The organism is Pseudomonas siliginis (genome assembly GCF_024072275.1).
GTDB classification, from domain to species: domain Bacteria; phylum Pseudomonadota; class Gammaproteobacteria; order Pseudomonadales; family Pseudomonadaceae; genus Aquipseudomonas; species Aquipseudomonas siliginis.
The window spans coordinates 174,970-201,379 of sequence record NZ_CP099598.1 but is presented as its reverse complement, the minus strand read 5'-3'; the positions used below and the strand labels follow the sequence as shown (position 1 = coordinate 201,379).

The following is a 26,410-nucleotide window of genomic DNA, read 5'->3' as shown; positions in this document are numbered from 1 at the left end:
ACGGGGATAAATCCTCTCGCCACAGGATCGGTGTTAGCCATATAGGCTTATTCAGCCAATCATTGGCGTTTTCGCCCAATCAAGCCGATCCGCAGACACCGGCCGCCCAAACCAGTAGCCCTGCCCCAGATCGCATTCCTGCGCCAACAGAAATGCCGCCTGCTCAACCTGTTCGATCCCTTCGGCATGGACCTGCATGCCCATGCTGCGGGCCAGCGCGATGATCACCCGGACAATCGCCACGTCATCTTCATCCCACGGCAACCCGGCGACGAAGCCCTGATCGATCTTGAGTTTCTGCACCGGCAGGCGCTTGAGCCGCAACAGCGAGGAATAACCCGTGCCGAAATCATCGATGGCCAGACGCACACCCAGCTCGCGCAAGCGATGCATCTGTTCCAGCGCCACTTCAGGGTCATCCATCACCGCGCTTTCGGTAACTTCCAGTTCCAGATAGACCGGATCCAGCCCCGTGTCGTGCAGCACCTGCGCTACCTGCTGGTAAAGCTCACGTCGGGCAAACAGCCGCGAGGAGACATTCACCGCGACGAACGCCAGCACCACGCCGCTCTGCTGCCATTGGCACATCTGTCGGCAAGCCTGCTGCATCACCCAGGCATCGATCTCGGCGATCAGCCCGGTGCGCTCGGCAATCGGAATGAATTCTGCCGGTGACACCAGACCGCGTTGCGGATGCTGCCAACGCACCAGTGCCTCGACGCCAACCAGACGGCCGCTTTGCAGGTCATGCACCGGTTGGTAGTAGACACGCAGTTCCTCCTGCTCCAGTGCGCGGCGCAGCTCGAAGGCGATTTCGACCCGTTGCTGGGCATGGGCGGTCAGCTCTTCGGTATACAGCGCGTAGCCATTGCGCCCGCTACTTTTGGCCTTGAACAGCGCGCTGTCGGCGTTGCGTAACAACTGCTCGGCGCTGAGGGCATCGCTGGGAAACAGGCTGATGCCGATGCTCGCGTTGATGAACAGTTGATTGCCATCTACCAGCACCGGCTCCTTCAAGGCGTCCAGAGTCCGTTGCGCCAGCGCGGCGGCCTGGGCCGGCTGTGGACAACTTTCCGCGAGCACCGCGAACTCGTCACCACCGAGCCGCGCCAAGGTAATGCCGTGGCCGAAGAGTTCCTGCAAACGCGTCGCCACCGCTTTTAGCAACCGATCGCCGACGTTATGCCCGAGGCTGTCGTTGATCATCTTGAAATGATCCAGATCGAGCATCAGCAGCGCGCAGCCACGTTTGTGTGTCTGTGCCGACGCCAGCGCCTGCTCGGCGCGATCGCTGAACAGCAGGCGATTGGGCAGATCGGTCAACGGATCGTGATGCGCCAGGTGTTTGAGCTCGGACTCGGAATCCTTGATCGCACTGATGTCGGAGAACACCGCCACGTAATGGCTGAGCCGGCCGGAATCATCGTGAATCACCCGGATGGTTTGCCACTGTGGATAAATCTCGCCAGTCTTGCGCCGGTTCCAGATCTCGCCGCTCCACTCACCTTCAGCCTCGAGGGTAGCGAACATCGCCTGATAGAAGCCCGGCGGATGATGGCCGGACTTGAACAGACTGGGCTGCTGGCCGATGACCTCGTCGCGCCGATAACCGGTGATCTCGATAAAGGCCCGATTGACGTGGACGATCAGGCCCCGGTGGTCGGTAACCAGCACCCCTTCGCGAGTGCAGTCGAACACGGCGGCCGCCTGACGCAGACGCTCACGGTCGGTGTGGCGCTCGCGCAAATGCGCGCCGATGCCGAGAAACCCGCACAGCCGCGCCCGTGCGAGGAAAATCAGCGCGGCGCTGATCGTCGCCAGCAGATAACCGTTGATCAGTTGCCAATGGGTCAGCTCACGGGAGTCATCGAAGAATCTGCTTAATAAATGATCAGAAACTTGCAGCCACAGGGCGGCCAGTACGAGGTAGAGCAGCGCTGCACGCAAGGCATCGCGGTAAGTCGCAGACATTCGGTCGTCCATGTCCCTACAAAAAGGTTGGAATTATAGGTCAAGAAACATTCAGCGACTTCTTATCTGAAAGGGCGACTGGTTTTATCTGTGTGCTTAGTGATAATGCAACGGCTGTTTTTATCTTTATCGAGGGCCCTATAGCCTATGTGGTACGAAGGTTTTCTTGGCTTGTCGGCCTGGTCACTGGTCGCGGTCACCCTGCTGATGACCCATGTGACGATTGTCGCCGTCACGGTCTATCTGCACCGTTACTCGGCCCACCGCTCGCTCGAGCTGAATGCGGGTCTGAAGCACTTTTTCCGTTTCTGGCTGTGGCTGACCACGGCGCAGAACACCCGCGAGTGGACTGCCATCCACCGCAAACACCACGCCAAATGCGAGACCGAGGATGACCCGCACAGCCCGGTCATCAAGGGTCTGTCCACCGTACTGCGCACCGGCGCCGAGCTGTACCGCAGCGAAGCGCAGAACCCGGAAACCCTGCGCATCTACGGCAAGAACTGCCCGGAAGACTGGATCGAACGCAACGTCTACAGCCGCTATCCGCTGCTGGGCGTGGCGATCATGGGCGTGATCGACCTGCTGCTGTTCGGCACCATCGGCATCACCATCTGGGCGATCCAGATGATGTGGATTCCGGTGTGGGCCGCTGGCGTGATCAACGGTCTGGGCCATGCTGTCGGCTACCGCAACTTCGAATGCCGTGACGCGGCGACCAATCTGGTGCCGTGGGGCATCCTGATCGGCGGCGAAGAGCTGCACAACAACCATCACACCTACCCCAACTCGGCCAAGCTGTCGGTGAAGAAGTGGGAATTCGACCTCGGCTGGGCGTGGATCAAGGTCTTCTGCTTCCTGCGCCTGGCCAAGGTGCAGCGGGTCGCACCGATTGCCCACCGCGTCGAAGGCAAAGGCAGCCTGGACATGGACACCGCCATGGCGATCCTCAACAACCGCTTCCAGATCATGGCCCAGTACCGCAAATTGGTGATCGGCCCGCTGGTCAAGCAAGAGCTGGCCAAGGTTGATCATTCGGTGCGCCACCAGTTCCACCGGGCCAAACGCCTGCTGTCGCGGGAAACCAGCCTGCTGGAAGACCGTCATCACCTGCGCATCCAGACCATGCTCGAACACAGCCATGCTTTGAAAGTGATCTACGAGAAGCGCCTGGCTTTGCAGCAGATCTGGGTCAAGACCAGTTCCAATGGCCACGACATGCTGGCCGCCATCAAGGAATGGATTCACGAGGCCGAGGCCAGTGGCATCCAGTCGTTGCGGGATTTTGCTGATCAGCTGAAAACCTACTCGCTGCGTCCTGCGACTGCCTGACCGGCAACGAGGCTGTGATCTCAAAGATCGCAGCCTCATTGCACTCGTCAGCTCCACCCCCCCACCGCCCGGCAGGACTCGGTAATGGCCGGGAACTTCGCCGAAAATCACCTATCTCAATGACACTTCGCCATTCCGGCGGGTTGTCCTGTGGCCGTTGTCGACATTGCGGCGCGCCCTTTGAGATTTGTGCCGATGGTCAACAACAACCAGAAAGACACAACCTACACCCAATGGCCTGAGGCCGCGCAAACGCTGATGGCGCTGATGCATGCGCAGGGCGAAGTCGCGCGCCTGAGCGAGCGCGAACAATTGATCAGTTCGCTGCTGGTCAGCGTCAACGCCGTGCTCTGGGCTTTCAACTGGGAAACCCGCCAGGTGTTGTACGTCAGTCCGGCCTATGAACGGATCTTCGGCCGTTCCGCCGCGCTGTTGTTGGCGGATTACAACCAGTGGCGCGACAGCATTTATCCCGATGATCTGGAGTACGCCGAGCAGAGCCTCGCCGAAGTCCTGCACCGAGGTGCGGTGGAAGATCGCGAGTACCGCATCATTGCCGCCGATGGCCAGGTGCGCTGGCTCAGCGACAAATGTTTTATCAATCGCCAGGACGAGCCTGGACAGCCGGTAATCATCGTCGGCATCGCCGAAGACATCACTGACAAGAAAAACATGGAAACCGAGTTGCAGCGCTTGGCCACCACCGATGTGCTGACGCAAAGCAGCAACCGCCGCCACTTCTTCGAATGTGCCCACCGCGAGTTCGCCGAGGCCCGCCGCCAAGGCACACCGCTGGCCTTCCTGCTGCTGGACATCGACGATTTCAAAGTGATCAACGACAGCTACGGCCACCCCGAGGGCGACAACGTGCTGCAACGGATCGCCGAATGCGGGCGCGGCTCATTGCGCCGTGGCGATCTGTTCGGGCGGATTGGTGGTGAGGAGTTCGCTGCGGTGTTTCCCGGCTGTGCGCCGGAGATGGCCGTGCAAGTGGCAGAGCGACTGCAGCAGGAAATCCAGCGACTGCGCTTCAACCACGACGGGCAAGCATTCAGCATCACCGTGAGCCAGGGTCTGACCAACCTCACCGACGAAGACAAGAGCCTGGACAGCCTGTTCGCCCGCGCGGATGCGGCGATGTACGAGGCGAAACGGCAGGGCAAGAACCGGATTATTGCGGCCTGATCCGTATTTTGTGGCTGCCGCAATTCCTGTGGGAGCGGGCTTGCCCGCGATGAGGCCCGCACTTTCAACAAAAATGTTGCCTGCGCTGGCGCCTTCGCGAGCAGGCTCGCTCCCACATTGGAATGTGCTGATCTGTCATTTGCGCATCCGCAGCAACTCCGGCAGCCCGATCTTGAGCAACCGCGCCGTCCGGCTCTTCGCCAGTTCCTCTACGCCTTCATGCTCGGTCAGCCGCGCCATCTGCGCCGCCATGTGCATCACCAGCGCCTCGCGACTGTAAACGCCACCACCGAGCTGGTAGGCCGAAGCAATCAACTCGCGCAACTCCAGCGGCAGACGCCAGCGGGTGCGCAATGCCGAGCCATAAGAGGCGCCAAACTTCGCCAACGCTTCACCCACCTCCTGCAACTCGTCCAGCTCGCCGCCGGCCTGCTGCCATTCCTGCAAGCAGCGCAGCAGCGCCAGATCACCGAGCCGATGCAGCATCCCGGCGCAATAGCAGCGCTCCTGATCCAGATCGAGCAGGCGCGCCAGCGTGCGGGCGTATTCCGCTGTGTGCAGTGACAGCTCCCAATAGCGCTCGGCGTAATCCGCCAGGCATGGATCGCTGAGTCGCGCGCTGCGTTTTAGCGCCAGGCCGAGAATCAGGTTCATGCTCTGCCCGGTGCCGAGTCGGTGCAGCGCCTGGGCCAGGGTTTGCACCGGCGCGCCGTAGTGTTGCGCGGCACTGTTGGCGGCTGCGATCAGCACGGCGGTAATCTGCGGATCGGTGCGGACCTCTTCCTCCAGCAACTTGAGGTCCAGCCCTTCGGGATTGAGGCTACGCTTGACCGCCACTTGCACGTCGGTCATCAACGGCGCGCCATCGGCCTGCTCGCGACGCCGCTCAAGGAACACCGAGAGCGTCATGCCCGGCGCCAGTGCCGGCACTTCGCATACCACCGCTTCGCCAGCGTTGAGCAGCAACCCCTGCAAGCGCTCGGTCAGGTCTTCCATATTCAACGGCTTGGTCAGGTACGCCGTCGGCGCCAGCGGAATCGCTTCGCGCACACTGGCGCTGTCGTTGCGGCTGCTCGTCAGAATGAACGGCAGCGGCGGATTGCGTTTGCGCTGCCGGACGCTGCGCAGCACATGCAATCCGTCGATGCCGGGCAGCTCCCAATCGACGATGGCCAAGTCGTAGGGCACCTCGCTGAGCAACGACATTGCCTGCTGGCCATCGGCACACAAATCCAGGCGCGCATCGCAGCGCACATTGAGCAGCACTTGTTTGAGCAGGTCACGGGACCAGGGATCGGCCTCGGCAATCAACACCCGGGGTACAGCGGGTAAATCAACGGCAGTCATGCGCGCTCTCCTTGCAATGCCTGAACCTTAGCCAATGCTGGCGATTCGATACAGGGCAAACAGGTCCGATGTGTTTCAAGGGACGAAAAAAACCCGCCGAAGCGGGTTTTTGTCGAACAAGTCACACCAACGGATCAGAGCTCAGAGAAGCACTCTTCGATGATCGCCAGGCCTTTGTCCAGTTGCTCGTCTGGCGACGTCAGCGGAACCAGCACGCGCAGCACGTTACCGTAAGTGCCGCAGGACAGCAGGATCAGGCCCTTGTCACGCGCCTTGGCCACCACAGCGGCCACGGCAGTCGGGTTCGGCTTGTGGCTGTCGCCGTTTTCGAACAGCTCGACCGCGATCATTGCGCCCAGCGCACGCACTTCACCGATCACCGGGTACTTGGCCTGAATCGCCTTCAGGCCAGTGACCAGACGCTCACCGACAGCCTTGCAACGGTCCAGCAGTTGCTCTTCTTCAAACACTTCCATCACGGCCAGTGCAGCGGCGCAAGCGATCGGGCTACCGGCATAGGTGCCGCCCAGGCCGCCCGGCGCAATGGCGTCCATGTACTCGGCCTTGCCGCACACGCCGGCCAGCGGGAAGCCGCCAGCGATGGACTTGGCGAATGTGGTGAGGTCGGCGGCAACGCCCATCTGTTCCATAGCGAAGAAGGTGCCGGTACGGCCAGCGCCGGTCTGCACTTCGTCAGCGATCAGCAGGATACCGTGCTGGTCGCACAAAGCGCGCAGACGCTTCATGAATTCCTTCGGCGCGACGTAGAAACCACCTTCGCCCTGCACTGGCTCGATGATGATCGCAGCGATGTCTTTCGGCTCGGCGTCGTTCTTGAAGATGCGTTCGATGGAAGCGATCGAATCGTCGATGCTCACACCGTGCAGTTCGTTCGGGTACAGCGCGCGGAAGATGCCGCCTGGCATCAGGCCCATGCCGGCCGAGTACGGCACGACTTTACCGGTCAGGCCGAGGGTCATCATCGTGCGACCGTGGTAAGCGCCGGTGAATGCGATCACGCCAGCGCGGCCAGTGGCGGCACGGGCGATCTTCACGGCGTTTTCCACCGCTTCGGAACCGGTGGTGACCAGCAGGGTTTTCTTGGCGAAATCACCCGGCACCTTGGCGTTGATTTTTTCGCACAGCTCAACGTACGGCTCGTAGGCCAGTACCTGGAAGCAGGTGTGGGTCAGCTTGTTCAGCTGTTCGGTCACGGCGGCGATGATTTTCGGGTGCACGTGGCCGGTGTTCAGTACAGCGATACCGCCAGCGAAGTCGATGAACTCACGACCTTCAACGTCGGTCACGGTGGCGTTCTTTGCCGACTCGGCGAAGATCGGGTGAATCTGGCCAACACCACGAGGTACGGCATTGGTGCGGCGGGCCATCAGTTCAGCGTTAGTCTTGCTCATTACAGTCCTCATTCGCCGCTCATCGGGCGGCGTGGTTCAAGGATGAAGCGGGAGAAATCGGCGGTAGCAGCATGCGATGATCGACTGCCACGGCGTTCCTGGCCGCAGAGAAAATTCCTGTTTGAAACCACGCAAAGGGACAGCGCTCTCGTGCCCTTTGCGTTTGCAGCGATCCCTTTCCCGGCTTAGATGCCCAGGCAGAGGTATTTGATTTCCAGGTAGTCTTCGATGCCGTACTTGGAGCCTTCACGGCCCAGGCCCGAAGCCTTGATGCCGCCGAACGGCGCGACTTCGTTGGAGATCAGCCCGGTGTTGACGCCGACCATGCCGTATTCCAGCGCTTCGGCGACACGGAACACACGGCCGAGGTCACGTGCGTAGAAGTACGAGGCCAGACCGAATTCGGTGTCGTTGGACATGGCGATCACTTCGGCTTCGTCTTTGAAGCGGAACAGCGGCGCCAGCGGACCGAAGGTTTCTTCCTTGGCCACGGCCGCGTTTTTCGGCACGTTGGTGAGAATGGTCGGCTCGAAGAAGTTGCCTTCCATCGCCTTGCCGCCCGCCAATACGGTGGCACCTTTGCTCACGGCGTCAGCGATGTGTTCCTGAACCTTGGCCACGGCTTTTTCGTCGATCAGCGGGCCGGTGGTGGTGCCGTCTTCCAGACCGTTGCCGATCTTCAGTTTGGCTACAGCTACTTTCAGCTTCTCGGCGAACGCATCGTAGACCGCGTCCTGAATGTACAGACGGTTGGCGCAGACGCAGGTCTGGCCATTGTTGCGGTATTTGGAGATGATCGCGCCTTCGACGGCCTTATCCAGATCGGCGTCGTCGAACACGATGAACGGCGCGTTGCCGCCCAGTTCCAGCGAGACTTTCTTGATGTCCTTGGCGCATTCGGCCATCAACTGGCGACCGATTTCGGTCGAGCCGGTGAAGGACAGTTTGCGCACGATCGGGTTGCTGGTCAGCTCGCTGCCGATGTCGCCAGCGCTGCCGGAGACCACGCTGAACACGCCCGCAGGAATGCCCGCGCGCTGAGCCAGTTCGGCCAGGGCGAAAGCGGAAAATGGAGTTTGCGATGCTGGCTTGAGCACCATGGTGCAACCGGCGGCCAGCGCCGGGCCGGCCTTGCGAGTGATCATTGCCGCCGGGAAGTTCCACGGGGTGATCGCGGCGGTGACGCCAATCGGTTGTTTGATGACGATCAGGCGCTTGTCCGGCTGATGACCCGGAATCACGTCACCGTAGATGCGTTTGGCTTCCTCGGCGAACCACTCGATGAACGATGCGGCGTAAACGATTTCGCCCTTGGCTTCGGCCAGCGGCTTGCCCTGCTCGAGGGTCATCAGGCGCGCGAGGTCGTCCTGGTTCTCGATCATCAGCTCGAACCAGCGACGCAGTTTGCCGGCACGCTCTTTGGCGGTCAGTGCACGCCAGGCCGGCAGCGCCTTGTCGGCGGCCTCGATGGCACGGCGGGTTTCAGCGGCGCCCATCTTCGGCACGGTGCCGAGGATTTCGCCGGTTGCCGGGTTGTTGACCTTGATCGTCTGACCGTTGTCGGCATCGACCCAAGCGCCATCGATGAAGGCTTGCTGGCGGAACAACTGGGTGTCTTTAAGCTGCATGTCGGCTTTCCTTAACAGCACCGCGGCCTGCGCGGAGCAAATTATGATTGTAGAAAGGCGCCTCGCAAGGCTGCCGTCAGGGAAATCAGTGAGCGGATTGTGGCGCATCAACAGTGCACGACCGGGCGCACCTGCGCTGCAACATCCCGCCAAAGAGCGTTTGAAATCTCAAACGGATCGTAGGTTCAAAGGGGGTAAAGGACAATAGGTCGTTCGAAAAAAAGAACAAAAATGCCGCTTTTCAGATCAACGCACACAATACCCATGCCGCAGGAAAAACCTTAGATCAACCCCGACGAAGCGCCAAGCGAGGGTTTTGCAGGACGTTACCGCTTTAAGGAATGCAGCGATTTTGCGCCGACACGCACACTGACAAAACCCGCCAAACCCGGCATGGACGCCCCGAGCCGACCTAGGTATGATGTCGCCCGCTGCACCAGTAGCTCAGCTGGATAGAGTACTGCCCTCCGAAGGCAGGGGTCGTGGGTTCGAATCCCGCCTGGTGCACCATGAATCAAACGAGAAAGCCCCGGACTGTGATGGTCCGGGGCTTTTTTGTGGGCGATGGCAAGATCGCTGGAACGCCGTCACTCCGTCGTCCAGTCAAACTCGTCATATTCATCGTCGTCATCCCCCTCCTCCTCAGCCTCGTCAAATACCTCGTCTTCTTCAACGAGGTCTTCTTCCGGCTGATTCAGCAGAAACTCCTTACGTGTCTCGGTTACTGCACGCCGCATTTGTTCGCCCTTTTCCGGGCAGTTGAGTAGCTGGGCGATGCGGTCGATTTTTGCTGCCACGGTGTCCTCCAGCGCATTGGCAATGGCTCGATAGTGCGCGTTTTCGCGGGGCAATGCCAAATGGCTGGGGATTCAGGGCAATCAGCCGCCCGGGAGCGGCCGAACCTCAGCGGTGATAACGCCGCACCGCGCTGCTGTTACGCAGCACGTGGCCTTTGATTTTTTCCATCAGCTCGGCGCGGGTCAGGCCGGCAGGCAGGGCGTCCGGAGCGAGGTCGAGGGCGTAGATCTGGATGATGTAGTGGTGCGCGCTGTCGCCCACTGGCGGGCATGGCCCCATGTAATGGGTGTTGCCTTTGCTGTTGGTGCCGCCGACGCCTTCGAGGGCGGATTTGGCACCGACGCCGGCCGCGATCTGGTGGGTGGTGGGTTTGATGCCGTAGTGAATCCAGTGATCGACGCCCAAGCCTTTCTGGCCATCCGGGTCGTGCATGACGATGGCGTAGCTCTGGGTACCGGCCGGGCCGGCGTTCCAGCTCAGCGCCGGCGACTGGTTCTTGCCGCCGCAGCCGGGTGCGTCACTTGCCGCTGCCGAGGTGAACAGACGGTTATCCGACACGCCGGGGATGCTCAGGGTGAAGCGCTCCTGGGCCTGCGCCGGGAACTGCACGCAAAGGGTCACGGCGATGGCCGCCAGCCATGGGTTGAGAGAGGTCAATCGGGTCATTCCGGGAGCACCTTGTGCAGTGAGGCCGTCGTCGGCCCGCAAACTATAGCCGTACCGTTCGTGCCTTGGCAGTAGCAAATGGCTGAACCTCGCGCGGCGCCGCCAACTCACAAGAGAAATGCCTGCGAGGAAGCCGAAAATGTCCCTGCACCGTGTCGCCCGTTTCGCCGATGTCCCGCAAGACCGTGGCCTGCAAGTCGAAATCGGCGACTGCAAGATCGTCCTGCTGCGTGCCAACGGCGAGTTGCGGGCTTTTCAGGGCCTGTGTCCACATGCCGGCGCACCGTTGGCCGAGGGGGCGTTGTGTCACGGCAGGTTGATCTGCCCCTGGCACAAAGCCGCCTACCGCGCCGAGGACGGCGGCCTGTGCGAGCCGCCATCGCTGGACAGTCTCAAGCGCTATCCGCTGGAGTTGCGCGGCGATGAAGTGTGGGTCGATGACCAGCCGTTGCCCGATCCGCACACCCCGCCCGCTGACGATTCAAGAACATTCGTGGTGGTCGGCGCCGGGGCGGCGGGCACGGCTTGCGCGGCGGCATTGCGGGAGAAGGGTTTTGGCGGGCGCATCGTGCTGGTCGATGGCGAACCGGGTGCCGGATACGACCGCACGGTGTTGAGCAAATTTGTCCCCGCGGGGGAAATGTCGCCCAAAGATGTCCCGCCGCTGCGCGATGAGGCGTTCTATCAAGCGCAACGGATTGAGCGCGTGCAAGGCGAAGTGACTTCACTCGACGCCCCAGGCAAAACGCTTCATCTGCACAACGGCGGCATCCTGCGCTACGACGCCGCTGTACTCGCCACCGGTGGCGCGCCCAATCCGTTGAAGCTGCCTGGCGCCGGGCTGGCGAACGTTTTCGTCCTGCGGTCGAAAGCCCAGGCTGAACAGATCATCAACGCCGCTCAACCTGGCCAGCGCGCGGTGATCATCGGCGACAGTTTCATCGCCCTCGAATGCGCATCGGCCCTGCGCGAGTACGGCCTCGACGTTACCGTGCTTGCACGCCATGCAATCCCCTTTGCCAAGCAATTCGGCGAAGCCGTGGGCAAGGCGATTCGCGCCTTGCACGAAGAGCACGGGGTGAAGTTCATCAGCGAACACGAGGCCACGCAGATACTCGGCGAAGACAAGGTCGAGGGCGTGCTGCTCGATAATGGCCTGCGTTTGGCGGCGGATCTGATCCTCGCTGGCGTCGGCGTTCACCCGGCCACTGCACCTTTTGACTCATTGCCCAAGGAAGAAGACCAATCGTTGCGTGTCGACGACGGCATGCGCGTGAGCGATGGTTTATGGGCCATCGGCGATATCGCCACGTTTCCGCTGAGCGGCCAGCCAACTCGCATCGAACATTGGCGCCTGGCCCAGCAACACGCGCGGATTGCCGCCAGCAACATGCTGGGTGGCGAGGAGCATTATCTGGATGTGCCGTTCTTCTGGACGTACCACTTCGGCAAGAACTACGACTATCTCGGTCACGCGCAGGAGTGGGACGAGGTCGAGTTCAACGGGGAGCCGGAACAGCCGCCATTCATTGGCCTGTTTGCAAAAGACGGTATCGTCGTTGCGGCGGTGGCCTGCGACAAGCAACGCGCGATGGCGCTGCTGGCCGAGCGGATGAAGCAACCTCTGCGGATCAAAGAGGCCTGGACGCTGATTCAGGCCTGACACCGGTCCTGTAGGAGCTGACGAGTGCAACGAGGCTGCGATCTCTTGATCTTGTTTTTACATAAGCAAAATCAAAAGATCGCAGCCTTCGACAGCTCCTACAGTGGAGGTCACGTCAGCCGGTTCACCGGCTCGCGATTGTCATCTTCATCGGCATGCAGAAAGATCACCCGCTGTTGCCCCAGCGGCGCGGGCAAGGCCTGCTGCTGTAACGGCCAGAAATGCGTTTCCACATGGCTGATGTCGCCGTCCTGATCGTTATGAATGGTCATCACCCCCGGCGTGCGCAGTTTCTGGAAACGCTCGTCGCACAGCTTGAAACTCTTGCTCAGACCTTCATCGCCAATCACCGGTGACGGCAAACGGCGCTGGGCGAAGCTGCGGCTTTTGCGTTGCTGGTAACGCGCCCAACCGATCAGAATCACCGCGTTGACCAGCGCCACCCACATATAAACCTGCAAAGTGCCCAAGGCGTCGAACGCCGAATGATCGATGCGCGGCCCGCCGGTGGTTTCGATCAACGGCCATAACCCGCGTACCAGCAGGAACAGCAGGCCAACCCAGGCCAGAACGGTGAGGATCACGTCGATCACCACCAGAAAGGGCCGCTGGCGAGTCCGGATAATTTTCATTTGATGACTTCCTCCTGGTCGTCGCCCAGCGGGCGAATGCCCCGATCAGGACTGACCCAGCGCGCGCGTTTTTTGTGTTGGCTGAACAACACTCTGGGGAAACTGACCAGGGTGGTCAGCAGACTGACGAGCCAGAACACCAACGGATACCAGACCACCCAGAACATGGTCTTGCCCAGACCCGGCTCATAGCGCCGGTCAATGACGATGCTGACGGCAAACTGCACCAGGCAGACAAACGCCAGCAACAGACCGGTGAAGGCCGGTGGCATCAGGTGATCCACGGCGATCGCGTCGGGCATGACCATGAACTTGCCCATGCCCCAGAAAATCACCGACAGCAGGAAAGTGAAGGCCCAACCGGTGGACAGGCAGTATTCGAACAGCAGCGGCCACAGGTAGCGATGGCGGTACTGCCAGATGCCGCGAATGTTCTTGAACAGCACTTCGGCGCCGCCCTGAGCCCAGCGCAGACGCTGCTTCCACAGACCGCCGAGGGTTTCCGGCATGAGGATCCAGCACAGTGCGCGCGGTTCGTAGAAGATGCTCCAGTGATCCAGTTGCAGCTTCCAGCTGATGTCGATGTCTTCGGTGATCATGTCCGGGCTCCAGTAGCCGACCCGGTTCAGCGCGGTGCGGCGGAACGCGACGATCACCCCGGAGACGGTAAAGATGCGCCCGAACACCCGTTGCGTACGTTTGATCAGGCCGATGATCGAGGAGAACTCGCCGACCTGCACCCGCCCGATCAAGGTCGAACGCGTGCGGATCCGCGGGTTGCCGGTCACTGCGCCAAGACGTGCGTTATCCAGCATCGGCGCGACCAGGTACGCCGCAGTGTTTGGGGCCAGCAAGGCGTCGCCGTCGATGCACACCAGATACTCGCTGCGCGCAGCAATCGCGCCCATGCGCAGGGCTACAGCCTTGCCCTGGTTTTCCGCCAGATGCAGAACCCGCAGTCGCGGATCTTCCTTGGCCAGCGCATCGAGCACAGCGGCAGTGTTGTCCTTGGAGCCGTCGTTGATCGCGATGACTTCGATGTTCGGGTAATGCTGCGCCAGCGCCGCGTGGATGGTATCGGCAGCGTTATCACCTTCGTTGTAGCAAGGAATCAGGATCGAAATCAGCGGTTCGCCTTCCAGCGGCGGCGGCAGCGTGTCGTCCTGCCATGGCCAGTGGCGCTCCCAGTGCAGCCAGAAATACAGGCCGCCGGCGATCCACAACCCGGACATGAACAGTGGGTAGAAGAACACGAACGACATCAGGAACTGGCCGGTCACGAGGAAGATCAGCCCCAGCGGAACGCCAAGGACAATCGCCAGAACAAGCAGGGCTAACAGTCTATCCAGCATGTTATGGATTCCATTTGTTGGAGAGTGCAGGCCTTACGGTTTTCAGGTCTGGCAGGTTGTCGAGAAAGTTGTCCGGGTAGTAACCGAAGCTGGTTGCGCCTTGACGCTTGAGCCGGCCCATCCAGTCCGCCAGATGCACGGCGTCGATATCGGCCTGATCCTTCTGGTTCCAGTCACGCGCCTGCAATTCGAACACGGTGCGGTTGAGCGCGCCGGGACGTTTCTTCACCGTGGCGACCAGTTCTTCCAGCCACGGGCCGGACTCGGCCAGCGTCTGTTTTTCCATCAACGGCATGGCCATTGGCGCCGTCCAGTCGTAGGTGGCGAGGAAGTCATCGAGGTTCTGTGCGAACCACGCTTCGCTCTCTGGATTGAGCATCGGTTCGGCGAAGATGTTGCGTGCCGTCAGCACTTGCGGGCCGCGAATCGCACGGACTTTCGCGGTCAATTCGTTGGTGAAGTCGATCAGGTAGCGGCTCTTGAAACGCGTCCAGCGTTGCATCGCCGCCGGATCGTCGCGCAGCGCGGCAATCGAACCTGGCAGACCTTGAGCGGCGTAGGCCTTCAGGGCATCCGGGCTGGCGTCCTCGAAATCCGAGAGCACCGCATCGTCGTGGTAGAGAATGCCGTCGACCGAGGTCAGCCGCGCCACGTCTTCATAGATTTCACCGATGATCTTGCGCACTTCCGGATTGAACGGTGACAGGCGTTTGTACTGTTTCGGATCGACCGAGGTGGTGGCGGTTTTCGGGTCCCAGCGGGTCACGCGCGGCAGCTTCGAATCCAGTTCGAAACTCAGCACCGGCATCCACGCAAAGACCTTCACGTGGGCACGGGTGCGCAATTGCCAGGCGACGCGGTCGAACAGGTCGGCGCGCATCGGCAAGTGACGGTTGGGGAAGTACAGCGAATGCACCAGACCATCGCCCTTGGGATCGGCGAAGGCTTGCAGGAACACCGTGCTGGCGCCCAGGTCAGCCATGCGCTGCACCAGTTTGCCGAGGTTGATGTCCTGCTGGGCCGGGTCCGGGTCGTAGACGTTGTCGAGGTCGACATGCACCACGCGCATCGGCGCTTCGGCCTGCACCGAGACGATGCTGTTGGCGAAATGCTCGCCATCAGGATCGGAGGCGACCAGAAAGCGCGGCCCGCTCATCAGGTTATCGAGGGTGTCGAGGCCGTCGTCCAGGGTCAGGGCCATTTCGTAGCCCTCCTCGCCAACCACGGTCAGCGACGTACCGTCGGCGGTGCCGTACGGCCAGACCCAGACGCGTGGTTTGTAACCGGTGGCCTTGCGGATCTTCTCGGAAATGTTTTTCACGTCGGTGCGAATGCGCGCCTGGAAATCGGCTTCGGATTCGTAGCGTTTGGTCACCGGGTCATAACGCCGGGTCGCGGCGGCCGGCTGCAGGTTGCCCTGCGGGTTGCCAAGGATGCCTTTGTGGTTGGCATCGGTGTGAGCGGCGATCTCTACCAACCCGGACCTGGAAATTTCGCGGATCTGCTGCCAGGTCAGGAAGTTCTCACGGTTACGCGGCGTGCCGGCGAAATCCACCGGTTGATTGAGCGGCGTGTCGATCCAGGTGCCAACCGGCGCCAGCAAGGCTGGCCAGTTGTAGGCGCGCAGCACTGGCAGCACGCGGGTATAGAAGCTGGCGTAACCGTCGTCGAAACTGAGCAACACCGCTCTCGCCGGCAGCTCCGGGCCGCCATTGCGTGCGGCCATGATCTGGTCGACGGTCACTGGTTTGTAGCCGTTCTCGCGCAGCCAGGCGAGCTGCTCGATCATGCGCTCGGTGCGCACCGCCACCACGGCCTGATCAGGATCACGGTCTTCGACATCGTGGTAGGCGATGCCGAGCACGTGGTTTTTTGGCCACGGTTGTTCACTGGCCGCGACCGGGCGCTCGGAGGGCGGCGCGAAGGCCGGGGCTTGCTGGGCGCAGGCGCTGACCAGCAGCGCTCCCAGCAGAAGGATGAAACGCGAGATAAAAGGCATCTTCAAACTCTTCTAGAAGCGGAAAGTGAGGTCGACAAGCAGACGCAGATCAGTTTCCCGATCACCGTCATAAGGCCGGTTGATCACACTGAACATGCCGCCCACATCGAACACGTCGTTCCAGGCGTACCGTTGGCCGTAACCGAGCAACGCCATGCCGCCGGTGCCGTGGTCGCGCTGGCTGTAGGTGCCCGCGCCGGCCTGGAATTGCTGGCTCCAGGAAGTTTCGTAGCGGTGGTAGAGCACGTGATTGACGTTGACCAGCGGCATCACGCTGAAGTCCGACTTCGGGTTGAAGTACGGCACGTCGTCGGATTTCGAGTTGTGGCTGGTGCCGACTTCCAGACCAGCGTCGACCTGAATGTTCGGCGCGGTGTAGATGCCCTCGCGCCCGGTCACCAAGGCTTCGACGCGGTTGTTGCCATCGCTGAAGTGCGACGGGCTGACCGACACGCGCCACTCGCGGCTTTCGTTGGCGCGCCAGCGCAGGAACGCACTGCCGCCATTGGCCTTGATGTCGCTGTTGAGCGCGCGCAGCGGCGTTTCCGCCGAGAGGTATTCGAGGCTGCCGCCGTACTGCCAGTGATCGTTGATGTCGCGGGCTATCGCCAGGCGTGCGCCTTGTTTGTCACCGAAGCCGTAATCGTGATTCGACACCTCGGCTTCGAGGGTCATGTCACGGGTGCGCCGTTCCAGGCCGACACGCTGGAAGCGATGGTGGCCGGTGCCTTCGGCGAAATCACCGGTGGCATAACCGGCCCCGGCGAAGACACGCCAGTCTTCGTTGATCGGCGGGCTGTACAGCGTGCTCTGGATACCGAAATCACGGCTGCCGCTGACCGCACCGGCATCGCCGCTGCCGCCACCGTTGGCCTTGCCGCCGTAGGCTTCGACGCGCAGTTCGGCCATGTCATGCACTTCCCGTTCGCGAGCCAGGCGCTGCACTTGGCGGTTGTCCGGATAACGCGCGACCACATCGTCGACCAGCGCATCGTTCTGCCGCCACTCCTGCAACTCCATCGCGGTGCGCGCCTGAGCGACTTCCAGGCCGGCATCGCGGGGCGCCATGCTCTCGGTTTCCTTGAGCTGATTTTCCGCGCGGCGCGGCCACTGTCGGGCGAGGTAAAGATCGGCCTGGGCCAGACGCAAGCCAAGGTTGCCCGGCGCCTGATCGACCAAAGTCTGCAAACGCTCTTCACCGTGCGGAAGATCGGAACCGTAGGTACCGGCCTGGGCGGCGAGTTGCTGGGCGTCCATCCATTCATCGTTGGGGTTGCCGATGGGCAGACCTTTGAGCTCGACGCGCGGACGCTGGGCTTTCGCTGCGTCTTCGGCGACCTTGCGTGCTTCATCGGCGCGGTCGCTTTCCAGCAGCGAGTAGTAAAGCGCAGTGCTGTCCTCAAGACGATCACCGACATCGGCGTCCGGCGCCGAAAGCACCTGGCGATACAGATCGGTGGCAATCTCGGGCTCACGCTGATCCAGATAAGACGCTGCCACCCAGCGCAGGGCATAGGTCGGAATTTCCACGCCTTCGGCTTGCAGCTTTTGATATTCGCTGATGACGTCGGCGGTGCGCGCCCGCGCCTTGAGCGCGCCCATGCGGTCGATGCGCCAGCGCGTCACGTCATCGTGAGCAGTGGCGTCAGGGGTCCAGGTTGCGAGCAATTTGTCGTAATCGGCCAGCGCGCGGTCGGCAATGACGTAGCGTTCCTTTTCGCTGCGGGTGGCCAGTTCGGCGAGGCGCACGCGTTCGGCGGCGAGATCGCCTTCCAGGCGGCGCAAGGTCACCGGATCAATCAGGCCGGGACGTTGACTGGCCAGCCGCAGCGCCGGTTCTGGCAGGCGGGCCTTTTGCAGGGCGACCACGTACTCGCGGGCAACTTCCGGCTTGTTGCCGGCGCGGATGAAGGCCTGATCGTATTCGAAGAGTGCGTCGTACTGTTTGCCGGCGCGACCGAGTGCGTAGCCCAAGGCGAGACGGCGTGACGGATCGTCGGGTTTGGCGGCGACCAGCGCCTGGGCGCGGGTGACGGCCTGATCGGGCTTGCCGGCATCGGCCTGAGTCAGCGCGAGACCCAGTTGCAGGTCGGCGTTGTCCGGCTCCAGCACCAGCGCCTTGTTGTACACCTGGGTGGCCTGATCCCAGCGCTTGAGGTTGCGATAGGCACGCGCAACGGCAGTCAGCGCCTGCACCGGCAGAACGCGGTCACGGCCTTGGGTTTCATAGACCTTGACCACTTCGGCATCGAGCCCGGCCCAACTGGCGATTTGCAGATGATCGCTGATCTGGCCTTCGCTGGCCTGGCCCGGCGGCACCTGACGCAGCACGGTCAACGCAGGCGTGTAATGCCCGGCCCGGGCATCGCGCACCATCTCGTCGTAGGGTGTGTCGGCCAACGCCAGCAGCGGCCAGAGCAACTGGCTGCACAGGGCGAATCGGAACAAAGGGCGTAAACCACGATGTAATACAGGGCCATCAATACGCGGCATTTGTCAGCATCCTTACATGGCCAGCCGGGTCGCAATGCCCTCCTTGCCCATTCGTAACGGTGGCCGACAAAAACAGCCTTCGGCCAAGCTTGGTGAGGCAGTCTGCACGCAAGCGAGAGCGAATTTTCACAACGCAATATTTGTTCAGAATCGGTCCATCTGTACAAAATCCGTACAGCAAAACGCCCGGCGCCTGTTCACACAGGGGCCGGGCGTCTGGGGGGGCGCGGTTGGGTTTATTGCTCTTGGGTGACGCCGGCAAACTTGCTCATGAGGAAACCGATGAACTGCTCGACGGTCATCTTCTGGCCGTTGAATTCGACCTGATTGGCCGCGTAATGCAGTTTGGTCACCACGTTGGTGCCGTCGGCGACAGCCAGTTGCGAGCCGACCGCCATGCCGGCGAACATGTCCGCCGCTTCCTTGGACTGATCGACGATGGCTTTGGCGTCAGTCTGGCCATCGAGTTGCGCCTGCACGCTGAGCAGATCGACCAGCATCGGCTTGGATACCTGAATGTTCAGGTCGAGCAGCGCGATCAGTTGCTTGCCGAGTTGATCCGGCGGCAGATCCATCGATTGCGGCTTGGTCAGGTCGATCACCAGATTGGCGCGGCTTTCACCGTTGGCGGTGTTGAACGACAGGTTCTCCAGCGCCAGTTGCGGGCCGGCCGCCAGCAACTTTTGCAGATCGGCTTTGACCTGGGCATTTTCCGCTTCGGTCAGATTCAGCTCCGGTGCCGGCAAACCCTGCGCGGCGGCCTCGGCGGCAGCTTTTTCGTATGGCTGCAATTTGGTCTGATAGATCTGCATCAGCGACATGGTCGACGGAATGTCGAGGTTCTTCAGGCTCATGGCCATGGCCGCCGAACCGACTTTCTTGTCGTTGAGCGTCACTTCGCCGATTTTGTAGTCGGCACGCCCCGAGGCGTTGCTGCCGCTTTCTTCGGTGCGGTTCTTCATTTCGAAGTTCTTCACGCCCAGCACCATCGGCTTGGCACCGAAGGTGGTTTTGCTGCTGGTCACTTCCAGGGTGTTTTCCCCGGTGTAGTAGCCGTAGCTGCTCTTGGCGAGGTTGCTGGCCAGGGTCAGACCGTTGAGCTCGACCTGCACCGGCGCCTGGTCTTCCGACACGGTGACCAGTTTCAGGTTGTCCATGTAGCCGTCGGCCTTGACCTTCTGCGCCTGGGCGCTGGCGGCGATGTCCATGCTCAGACCGGAAAACTTCAGGCTCGACTGCTCATCCAGCGCGGTTTCGAACGGCACCAGATTCAGAGTGCTGGTGGTCGATTCGTCGTAGCCGATGTTGGTCACGCCCTTGAGCGGCGCGGCGCCGTTGGTGGCGGCGAACCATTTTTCCGTGGACGGGCTCTTTTCCAGCTCGTAGTTGCTGGTGGCCATGACCGGCAGCCACTTCAGCGAAACCAGGCGCGAGAACGGCAGCGGGCCGTGTTCGATGTGGTCGACGAACAGCAGCTCGACCGGCGCATCGCCGAACATCTCGCCCTCGCCCTTGAGACGATAGTGCGCGGTGCTGGTGAAGGTGTGGCGCTCCAGCGATACCAGTTCCAGCGACGCGGTGCCGTTGGAGCCGGCCATGGCGGTCTGCAGCTCTTTGTTGGCGTTGCTGACGGCGTTGTTCAGTACGCCTTCGATCTTGGTCCCGGTGTACCAGGCCCCGCCTGCGCTGATCGCGCCAATGGCAACAACAATTCCGAGAAGCACGCCTGCTGATTTATTCATGAATGACCTGATCGGTTTCCGTGGCTGTGGATGAAGTCGTCTTCCTTGAACCCAGGATCGGGTCGCGGCTCGACTGTGCGCAATTAAGCGATGGAGATTAGCACCGGGCGCGGGCGACGGCCCAATGTTTAAAGGTTAAAGAGTGTCTATGGACACTTGGGAGAGCAAAAAGATCGCAGCCTTCGGCAGCTCCTACATTTGCAATCCGATTGTCCTGTAGGAGCTGCCGAAGGCTGCAATCTTTTGATTTCAGGAATACTGAACCTCGATTTCATCCAGCTGATGATCAAAGCTCTTCAGCCGCGCGGTCCAGGTATACACCAGCACTTCAAAGTCACGATCGATCACCGCTCCGCCGGTGGTATCCGCCCGCACATCGCAGAAATCCAGCTGATAGCGTTCACGAGCCATGGCCGTGGCGACGTCGGACAGCTCGCGCGCGTTGTTCAGCCAGTGCCAGCCGTCATCGGCGATCTGCTTGTCGAGTTCCAGGCATTGCTTCTTCAGCGCTTCGAGGCTTTTTTCCAGAGGCGTGCCGGTGAGCTCGCCCATGACTTCGGCGAAGGTTCGCCCGGGCTGCCAGTAACTGCCCCAGAAGTAGCGGTCGAACACGGTTTCGACCCGGCGCAGGGCGACTTTGGTGTCCCAGATCAGCACGAGCATCCTGCCCCGTTCGAGCTGGCGCTTCTTGACCCGTTGCAGCTGAATCGAGGTCCACGCGACGACGACGATCGCCATCACCGCGATCAGCGCAACGGCGCTGTCGAGGAAGATCATCGCCGTATCGATCTGGTGGGCCAGCATGATCCCGTAGAAATACGTGGCCGAGAGCAGCACCAGTGCGACCAGAGCGCACCAGAAGCCGAGAGCGTAAGGGTTTTTCATTATTGTTTCCCCTGGGCCAGCACGAGCAATGTGCATTGCAGGAGCGCTTGGCATGGGGCGCCCCTGCAACACTTCAAAGCATAGCAACGGCCTCAGGGTTTGCTGGCGCTCGAGGTGTTCGTTCGTCCGCTTTCCCAGCCACCGCCCAGGGCGAGGAACAAATCGATCTGGCTCATCGCGACCTGGGTGTTGGCGGCGGCCAGTTGCGCGGTGACATCGGTATAGGTGCGGGTCGCTTGCAGGTCGGCAAGGAACGACTCGCGGCCGGCCTGGAAGAAGCGGTGCGTCTGCTCGGCGGCGAGCTTGGCCGACTGCTCGGCTTCGGCCAGCGCATCGCGGCGTTGCAGCAGCGCGCTGTACTGGGCCAGACCGGTCTGCGTTTCGCGGATGGCGTTGAGCACCACGCCGTCGAAATGCGCCAGCGCGCCTTGAGTGTTGGCCTCGGCTTCACGAATGCGCGCACGGGCGCCGTTGGTCGGTACTTTCCAGCTCAGCGACGGGCCAAAGCCCCAGCGGTTGGTCGACGGGTCGCCAAGGTCATCAATGATGCCGACGGTGCCGATGGTCGCGCCGATGCTGATGTCCGGGTACAGCTCGCCGGTGGCGATGCCGATGCCGGCGGTTGCCGCTGCAAGACGCCGCTCGGCCTGACGAATATCCGGGCGGCGCTTGAGCAGCGCAGCGCCGTCACCGACCGGCACCAGTTGCGCGATCTTCGGCAACTCGGCGCAACTGGCGGTACCTGCCGGCAACTGTTCGACCGGTTTGGCCAGCAGCATCGACAGACGGAACAGCCCGGCCTGACGCGCTGCTTCATAGCGCGGCAAGTCGGCGCGCAGGGATTTGAATTGGGTCTGCGAACGGGTGACCTGAGTCTCGTCACCACGCCCGGCGTCACGCAGACGCTGGATCAGCGTGGTGCTCTGCGATTGCAGATCGAGAGAGTGCTCGGCGATTTCCCGCTCTTCGTTGGCTGCGCAGACCTGGGTGTAAGCACGAACCACGTCTGCCACCAAGGTGATACGCGCAGTGTCGGCTGCGGCCTGAGTCGCATCGGCATTGGCTTTGGCCGCTTCGATGCCGCGCTGCAAGGTGCCCCACAGGTCGAACTGGTACGAAGCGCTGATACCGATATCGGCGATGTTGGCCACCGGGACTTTTTCCGGCAGCAGGAACGCCTGACCGGATTCCTGCAAACGTTGCGCACCCATTTTCACCCCGCCGCTCCAGCCGCCAGCGGCCTCGGCTTCATCCACCTGAGCACGTGCCCGCGACAGGTTCGCCGCCGCCACGCGCAAGTCGGTGTTGGAAGCCATGGCCTGCTGTACCAGTTGATCGAGGCGCGGGTCTTTATACAGCCGCCACCAGTCCGCTGGCACCGGCGCCGAGACCACCGGCTTGCCGGCGACTGCCAGCTCACCCTGAATATCCTTGCGCTGCACCGCCGCGTCGGCGGGCACCTGATAATCCGGGCCGACCATCTGACAGGCCGAGAGCATCACGCCCAACCCGGCGATCAACCAGGCCCTGCTCATGGCTGCGGCTCCTCATGCTGGTCGTCGATGATCGACACGGTGGCGGTACGCCCGGCAATCATGCGGAAGTCGGCCGGTACATCATCGAATGCGATGCGCACCGGAATCCGCTGCGCCAGGCGCACCCAACTGAACGCCGGGTTGACGTTGGGCAGCAGGTTGCTGCCGCTGGTGCGGTCGCGGTCTTCGATGCCGGCGACGATACTTTCGACATGCCCGCGCAACCGCGCGCGGTCGCCGATCACGCGAATATCCACCGATTGCCCGACGTGAATGCCGTCGAGTTTGGTTTCTTCAAAATAGCCGTCGATGTGGAATGAATTGCTGTCGACCACCGATAACACCGGGCGCCCGGCGGTGACGAACTCCTGCGGACGCGGCGCGCGGTCGTTGACGTAACCGTCGACCGGGCTGCGGATCACCGAGCGATCGAGGTTGAGCTGTGCACTGTCGACCGCCACCAAGGCTTCGGCCAATGCCGACTGCGCACGGGCGACGCGCGACTGGCTTTCTTCCAGTTGTTCGGCCGGCACCAGGTTACCGAGGCCACGGTTACGCTTGGCTTCACGCTGCGCCTGGGCGAGGGTTTCTTCGCGATCGGCAACGGCGGCCTTGGCCTGGCGCAGAGCCAGTTTGAAGCGATCCTGGTCGATGCTGAACAGCACCTGACCGCGCTTGATCAACTGGTTGTCCTTTACCTCGACCTGCTGGATCAGCCCGGACACGTCCGGAGCGATCTGGATGATGTCGGCACGAATGTGGCCGTCGCGGGTCCACGGCGCGAACATGTAATACATCACCATGCGCCAGACGAGGACAACGGCAAAAGTCACGATCAGCAGGGTCAGAACCACGCGACCGATGGTCAGAAACGGTTTTTTCATGTCATCAGGTATCGACTGAGTGAGTCCACGCCGTACAGCAGCACGGCATAGAGCGCCACGTTGAACAATGCCCGGTGCCAGACCAGACGGTAAAAGTGCAGGCGTTGCAGCACGCCATGCACCAACAAAAACAGCACGTAAGTGATGCCCATCAGCACCAGCAGGGTCGGCAGGAAGATGCCGCTGATATCCAGATCACCGATCATAGGGGCGCTCCATCGGGCAGCGGTTCTTCGGGCTCGGCGCTGGAGACGAACTCGACGCCGGGCAGCAAGGCCAGACGCAGACCGCTCAAGGCGTGCAACAGGTGCAGACGGGTTTCATCGTCACCCTGGCCGTTGAGCGCACGGCGCGTGCGATCGAGGGTCATCAGCAGACCGCTTGGCGCCGGCAGGCGTTCGTCGGCTTTGAGGCAGGCACGGAAATATTCGCCAACCTCGCCCACCACTTGTCGCAGCAGGGCATTTGGCACGCCGGTGACGCGCGGGGTGTAGGCAAGCAGATCGAGCATATTCAGACCGACACGCACTTCGCGCATGGCGATGCCGGTGTCCTGACCTGTCAGGGCCAGACGCGGCAGGTGCTGCATCAGCCGATCGAGCAGCTGCACGCCCAACTGCCGATGCTCGGCGAGGCTGGCCGGCTCGGTCATGCTGACGATGTCTTTCCAGCTGAATCGGGTCAGACGCTTGGCCGCCAGTTCGGCACCGAATGGCCGCGCCACCAGCGTCCAGATGAAGGCGAACAACAGCCCCAGCGGTCCAGCCAGATTGGAGTTGGCGAAGGCGAAAAAGTCCGCGTCGTAGGCACCCTGAATACTGATGAACGACGAGGTATTGACCAGCGTCAGCAGCATGCCGAGGTAGAAACGCGGCTGCACGGTCAGCGTACCGATGCAAATGAACGGCACGGCAAACGCCAGCACCAGCATCGGGAAATCGTGCAGGTTGGGCAGAATCAGAAACAGATAAAGACTGGCGAACAGCACCGACATCCCGGTCCAGAAAAAGAACCGGTAAATCTGCGGCGCCGGGTCGTCCATCGAGGCAAAGAAGCTGCACGCCACCGCTGCCAGGATCACCGCGCTGCCGCCGTCAGGCCAGCCGAGCAGGATCCACAGCACCGAAGCAACGATGATCGCCAGAATGGTCGAGGTCACCGAGTAGAGCATCAGCCCGCGATCGATGAACGGCGTCAACCGGCCCAGGCGCCAGTGCCGGTACACCGCGCGCCAGCTGTCCTGGCGCTCGCAAAGAATCGCATCCTGCAGGCTGCGGCAGTCCTGCCACAGATCGATGAATTCACCGAGGCGGTAAATCGCATTGGAGAACAGCAACTGTTTGCGCTCCTCCAGCGCTTCGGCGCTCGGTTGCAACGCGTCGAGTTGATCTCTCAGTGCTTGCCAGCGCTCGAGATTGGCGTCCGCGTGGCCCAGCCATTCCCGGGTCGCGGTCAGCAACGGCTGGAATTTTTCCACCAGTTCCGGGGTGCGGCGTTCGAGGGCGTACAGCGAATCCTCTAGGGCATCGATCACTGGCAACAGGTGAATCATCCGGCCGCGCAGTTCCTTGGTGTTACGCACGGTTTGTGGCCGCGCGCCTTCGTGGGGCAACTGGCCGATCATCAACTCGAGGCTGTTGAAATTGGCGACCATGGCCATGCGCAGCGCGGTGACCTCTTCCGGCTGCACATCGCGGCTGAGAAACTTCAGGCTGTAGCTCGTCGCATCGGCGAACCATTTGCTCACGGCATCATTGAACACCGGCGCCAGGCGTCGCGGCCAGAACATCGCACCGACCACCGCAGCGACGGCGATGCCAAGGAAAATCTCTTCGGTACGCGCCTCGGCCACGTCCCACACCGCCAGCGGATTATCCACCACCGGCAGGGCAATCAGCGGCAAGGTGTAACCGGCCAGCATCAGCGCATAACTGTTGGCGGTACGCAGATGCAGGGACATGAACAACAAGATCCCCGTCCACAAGGCAATCACCACCACCAGCACATACGGGCTCTGCACGAACATCGGCACGAACAGCACCGCCGCCGCTGCGCCGAGAAATGTACCGGCCGCGCGGTACAGCGCTTTGGAGCTGGTCGGGCCGAGAAACGGGCTGGAGACGATGTACACCGTGGCCATCGCCCAATACGGACGCGGCATTTGCATGAGCAAGGCGATGTACAGCGCAATCATCGACGCGGCAAAAGTACGGACCCCGTAAAACCAGTCACGGGCCGGCGGCATGCCAGTGAAAAAACCGTTCAAGAATTGACCACCACAGGCGAACTCGCCGCCTCAAAAGCCCTGAGTACCCGAAGCGTAGCTTCCAGATCGCTGCGCTCGATGCCTTCCAGCACCTCATGCCGCAAGCGCACCAGCTCGGCCTCCACCGCTTGCACCAGCTCGCGGCCGGTATCGGTCAGGCTCAGGCACTTGGCCCGGCGATCCTGGGCATCTTCGGTGCGACAGACGTAACCGGCGTGGCACAGCTGATCGAGCAAACGCACCAGCGAAGGACTCTCCATCCCCGCAGCCTGGGCGACTTGCACCTGACGCACGCCCTCGCCCAAACGCCCGATCATCAACAAGGGCACGGCGCAGGCTTCGGAAATTCCATAGTTGACCAGCGTGGTCTGGCAGATCTTCCGCCAATGCCGGGCGGCCACCACCATGGCGCTGCTGATGTTCATCTGGAGACTGTCGAGGGAATCGGACACGGGATAACGGACACTGTTAGTTTGCTAACTATCAATATCGCATTGGAGGGGAATTTCAGTCAAGTTTTGAAACAAATCTCCCTACGCTTGGCCGAGGCGTACCACGAGTTGGATTTGTAATTTTTCGAAGAAAAAATCTAATGCGACGGACAAAACGAAATTTTTTTT

20 protein-coding genes and 1 tRNA gene are annotated in these 26,410 nt (G+C 61.6%); 4 read left to right on the top strand and 17 right to left on the bottom strand.

Annotated features, from left to right (window positions below; translation table 11 throughout):
- Positions 1-51: 51 nt before the first annotated feature.
- Positions 52-1,971, bottom strand: coding sequence for a phosphodiesterase DibA (dibA, locus tag NF676_RS01425; protein ID WP_150743108.1), 1,920 nt, complete (start codon positions 1,969-1,971; stop codon positions 52-54).
- 147 nt (positions 1,972-2,118) lie between these two features.
- Between dibA and desA the strand changes: the two genes are divergently transcribed.
- Together desA and NF676_RS01415 are read left to right on the top strand one after the other, a co-directional pair.
- Positions 2,119-3,303 carry a delta-9 fatty acid desaturase DesA gene (gene desA, locus NF676_RS01420; RefSeq protein WP_016772248.1) on the top strand — a complete coding sequence of 395 codons (1,185 nt, stop codon included), beginning with the start codon at positions 2,119-2,121 and terminating at the stop codon, positions 3,301-3,303.
- 195 nt (positions 3,304-3,498) lie between these two features.
- Positions 3,499-4,488: a GGDEF domain-containing protein gene (locus tag NF676_RS01415; RefSeq protein WP_252887940.1), complete on the top strand. Its 990-nt coding sequence runs from the start codon at positions 3,499-3,501 to the stop codon at positions 4,486-4,488.
- Positions 4,489-4,623: 135 nt separating this feature from the next.
- On the opposite strand, the gene NF676_RS01410 is transcribed toward NF676_RS01415, so the two are convergent.
- The 3 genes from NF676_RS01410 to gabD form a co-directional block, all read right to left on the bottom strand.
- Entirely contained in the window at positions 4,624-5,835 is a 1,212-nt protein-coding gene (locus NF676_RS01410) for a response regulator (RefSeq protein ID WP_095181137.1), read from the bottom strand.
- Positions 5,836-5,969: 134 nt separating this feature from the next.
- Positions 5,970-7,247, bottom strand: coding sequence for a 4-aminobutyrate--2-oxoglutarate transaminase (gene gabT / locus NF676_RS01405; RefSeq protein ID WP_016772251.1), 1,278 nt, complete (start codon positions 7,245-7,247; stop codon positions 5,970-5,972).
- Positions 7,248-7,432: 185 nt separating this feature from the next.
- Complete coding sequence (gabD, locus tag NF676_RS01400; RefSeq protein ID WP_024011131.1) at positions 7,433-8,875, bottom strand: NADP-dependent succinate-semialdehyde dehydrogenase; 1,443 nt, start codon at positions 8,873-8,875, stop codon at positions 7,433-7,435.
- Positions 8,876-9,308: 433 nt separating this feature from the next.
- Between gabD and NF676_RS01395 the strand changes: the two genes are divergently transcribed.
- Positions 9,309-9,385, top strand: a tRNA-Arg gene (locus tag NF676_RS01395).
- A 77-nt stretch (positions 9,386-9,462) separates the two neighbouring features.
- Here the strand turns inward: NF676_RS01395 and NF676_RS01390 are convergent.
- Together NF676_RS01390 and NF676_RS01385 are read right to left on the bottom strand one after the other, a co-directional pair.
- Positions 9,463-9,732 (bottom strand): hypothetical protein, encoded by a 270-nt coding sequence (locus tag NF676_RS01390; protein WP_016772252.1) that lies wholly within the window; start codon positions 9,730-9,732, stop codon positions 9,463-9,465.
- Positions 9,733-9,778: 46 nt separating this feature from the next.
- Positions 9,779-10,339: a YbhB/YbcL family Raf kinase inhibitor-like protein gene (locus NF676_RS01385; protein WP_016772253.1), complete on the bottom strand. Its 561-nt coding sequence runs from the start codon at positions 10,337-10,339 to the stop codon at positions 9,779-9,781.
- A 139-nt stretch (positions 10,340-10,478) separates the two neighbouring features.
- Here NF676_RS01385 and NF676_RS01380 point away from each other — a divergent pair, with 139 nt between their 5' ends.
- A complete protein-coding gene (locus tag NF676_RS01380; RefSeq protein WP_252887105.1) occupies positions 10,479-12,002 on the top strand; it encodes an FAD-dependent oxidoreductase in 1,524 nt (507 codons plus the stop codon).
- 110 nt (positions 12,003-12,112) lie between these two features.
- Here NF676_RS01380 and pgaD read toward each other — a convergent pair whose 3' ends face one another.
- From pgaD to NF676_RS01325, 11 genes are all read right to left on the bottom strand, one after another.
- Positions 12,113-12,634: a poly-beta-1,6-N-acetyl-D-glucosamine biosynthesis protein PgaD gene (gene pgaD, locus NF676_RS01375; protein ID WP_095181140.1), complete on the bottom strand. Its 522-nt coding sequence runs from the start codon at positions 12,632-12,634 to the stop codon at positions 12,113-12,115.
- Positions 12,631-13,986 (bottom strand): poly-beta-1,6-N-acetyl-D-glucosamine synthase, encoded by a 1,356-nt coding sequence (gene pgaC, locus NF676_RS01370; RefSeq protein WP_252882972.1) that lies wholly within the window; start codon positions 13,984-13,986, stop codon positions 12,631-12,633. The genes pgaD and pgaC overlap by 4 nt, the downstream gene beginning before the upstream one ends.
- Position 13,987: 1 nt before the next feature.
- Positions 13,988-15,985, bottom strand: a complete 1,998-nt coding sequence (gene pgaB / locus NF676_RS01365; protein ID WP_150742990.1) for a poly-beta-1,6-N-acetyl-D-glucosamine N-deacetylase PgaB — start codon at positions 15,983-15,985, stop codon at positions 13,988-13,990.
- 12 nt (positions 15,986-15,997) lie between these two features.
- Positions 15,998-18,478, bottom strand: coding sequence for a poly-beta-1,6 N-acetyl-D-glucosamine export porin PgaA (gene pgaA / locus NF676_RS01360; RefSeq protein ID WP_252887104.1), 2,481 nt, complete (start codon positions 18,476-18,478; stop codon positions 15,998-16,000).
- A 236-nt stretch (positions 18,479-18,714) separates the two neighbouring features.
- Positions 18,715-20,220, bottom strand: coding sequence for a YdgA family protein (locus tag NF676_RS01355; RefSeq protein ID WP_252887103.1), 1,506 nt, complete (start codon positions 20,218-20,220; stop codon positions 18,715-18,717).
- Between the two features lie 249 nt (positions 20,221-20,469).
- On the bottom strand, positions 20,470-21,105 hold the full coding sequence (locus tag NF676_RS01350) for an NADH:ubiquinone oxidoreductase subunit N (RefSeq protein ID WP_071174014.1): 636 nt from the start codon (positions 21,103-21,105) through the stop codon (positions 20,470-20,472).
- A 92-nt stretch (positions 21,106-21,197) separates the two neighbouring features.
- Positions 21,198-22,640, bottom strand: a complete 1,443-nt coding sequence (locus NF676_RS01345; protein ID WP_073471477.1) for an efflux transporter outer membrane subunit — start codon at positions 22,638-22,640, stop codon at positions 21,198-21,200.
- Positions 22,637-23,524, bottom strand: coding sequence for an efflux RND transporter periplasmic adaptor subunit (locus tag NF676_RS01340; protein WP_056786955.1), 888 nt, complete (start codon positions 23,522-23,524; stop codon positions 22,637-22,639). The genes NF676_RS01345 and NF676_RS01340 overlap by 4 nt, the downstream gene beginning before the upstream one ends.
- Positions 23,521-23,730: a DUF1656 domain-containing protein gene (locus tag NF676_RS01335; RefSeq protein WP_016772264.1), complete on the bottom strand. Its 210-nt coding sequence runs from the start codon at positions 23,728-23,730 to the stop codon at positions 23,521-23,523. Before NF676_RS01335 ends, NF676_RS01340 begins: the two co-directional genes overlap by 4 nt.
- Complete coding sequence (locus NF676_RS01330) at positions 23,727-25,790, bottom strand: FUSC family protein (protein ID WP_252887102.1); 2,064 nt, start codon at positions 25,788-25,790, stop codon at positions 23,727-23,729. The genes NF676_RS01335 and NF676_RS01330 overlap by 4 nt, the downstream gene beginning before the upstream one ends.
- The gene (locus NF676_RS01325; protein WP_016772266.1) at positions 25,787-26,215 is read right to left on the bottom strand and encodes a MarR family winged helix-turn-helix transcriptional regulator; all 429 of its coding nucleotides are present in this window, start codon (positions 26,213-26,215) and stop codon (positions 25,787-25,789) included. The genes NF676_RS01330 and NF676_RS01325 overlap by 4 nt, the downstream gene beginning before the upstream one ends.
- Between the last annotated feature and the right edge of the window lie 195 nt (positions 26,216-26,410).

Bases quoted from the DNA above. Each gene is read 5' to 3' on its own strand.
- pgaD (WP_095181140.1), bottom strand. From the start codon at position 12,634: ATGAAAATTATCCGGACTCGCCAGCGGCCCTTTCTGGTGGTGATCGAC.
- NF676_RS01325 (WP_016772266.1), bottom strand. From the start codon at position 26,215: ATGAACATCAGCAGCGCCATGGTGGTGGCCGCCCGGCATTGGCGGAAG.
- NF676_RS01355 (WP_252887103.1), bottom strand. From the start codon at position 20,220: ATGAATAAATCAGCAGGCGTGCTTCTCGGAATTGTTGTTGCCATTGGC.
- NF676_RS01410 (WP_095181137.1), bottom strand. From the start codon at position 5,835: ATGACTGCCGTTGATTTACCCGCTGTACCCCGGGTGTTGATTGCCGAG.
- pgaB (WP_150742990.1), bottom strand. From the start codon at position 15,985: ATGCCTTTTATCTCGCGTTTCATCCTTCTGCTGGGAGCGCTGCTGGTC.
- gabD (WP_024011131.1), bottom strand. From the start codon at position 8,875: ATGCAGCTTAAAGACACCCAGTTGTTCCGCCAGCAAGCCTTCATCGAT.
- NF676_RS01385 (WP_016772253.1), bottom strand. From the start codon at position 10,339: ATGACCCGATTGACCTCTCTCAACCCATGGCTGGCGGCCATCGCCGTG.
- NF676_RS01415 (WP_252887940.1), top strand. From the start codon at position 3,499: ATGGTCAACAACAACCAGAAAGACACAACCTACACCCAATGGCCTGAG.
- desA (WP_016772248.1), top strand. From the start codon at position 2,119: ATGTGGTACGAAGGTTTTCTTGGCTTGTCGGCCTGGTCACTGGTCGCG.
- pgaA (WP_252887104.1), bottom strand. From the start codon at position 18,478: ATGCCGCGTATTGATGGCCCTGTATTACATCGTGGTTTACGCCCTTTG.
- pgaC (WP_252882972.1), bottom strand. From the start codon at position 13,986: ATGCTGGATAGACTGTTAGCCCTGCTTGTTCTGGCGATTGTCCTTGGC.
- NF676_RS01340 (WP_056786955.1), bottom strand. From the start codon at position 23,524: ATGAAAAAACCGTTTCTGACCATCGGTCGCGTGGTTCTGACCCTGCTG.
- gabT (WP_016772251.1), bottom strand. From the start codon at position 7,247: ATGAGCAAGACTAACGCTGAACTGATGGCCCGCCGCACCAATGCCGTA.
- NF676_RS01350 (WP_071174014.1), bottom strand. From the start codon at position 21,105: ATGAAAAACCCTTACGCTCTCGGCTTCTGGTGCGCTCTGGTCGCACTG.
- NF676_RS01380 (WP_252887105.1), top strand. From the start codon at position 10,479: ATGTCCCTGCACCGTGTCGCCCGTTTCGCCGATGTCCCGCAAGACCGT.
- NF676_RS01345 (WP_073471477.1), bottom strand. From the start codon at position 22,640: ATGAGCAGGGCCTGGTTGATCGCCGGGTTGGGCGTGATGCTCTCGGCC.
- NF676_RS01335 (WP_016772264.1), bottom strand. From the start codon at position 23,730: ATGATCGGTGATCTGGATATCAGCGGCATCTTCCTGCCGACCCTGCTG.
- dibA (WP_150743108.1), bottom strand. From the start codon at position 1,971: ATGTCTGCGACTTACCGCGATGCCTTGCGTGCAGCGCTGCTCTACCTC.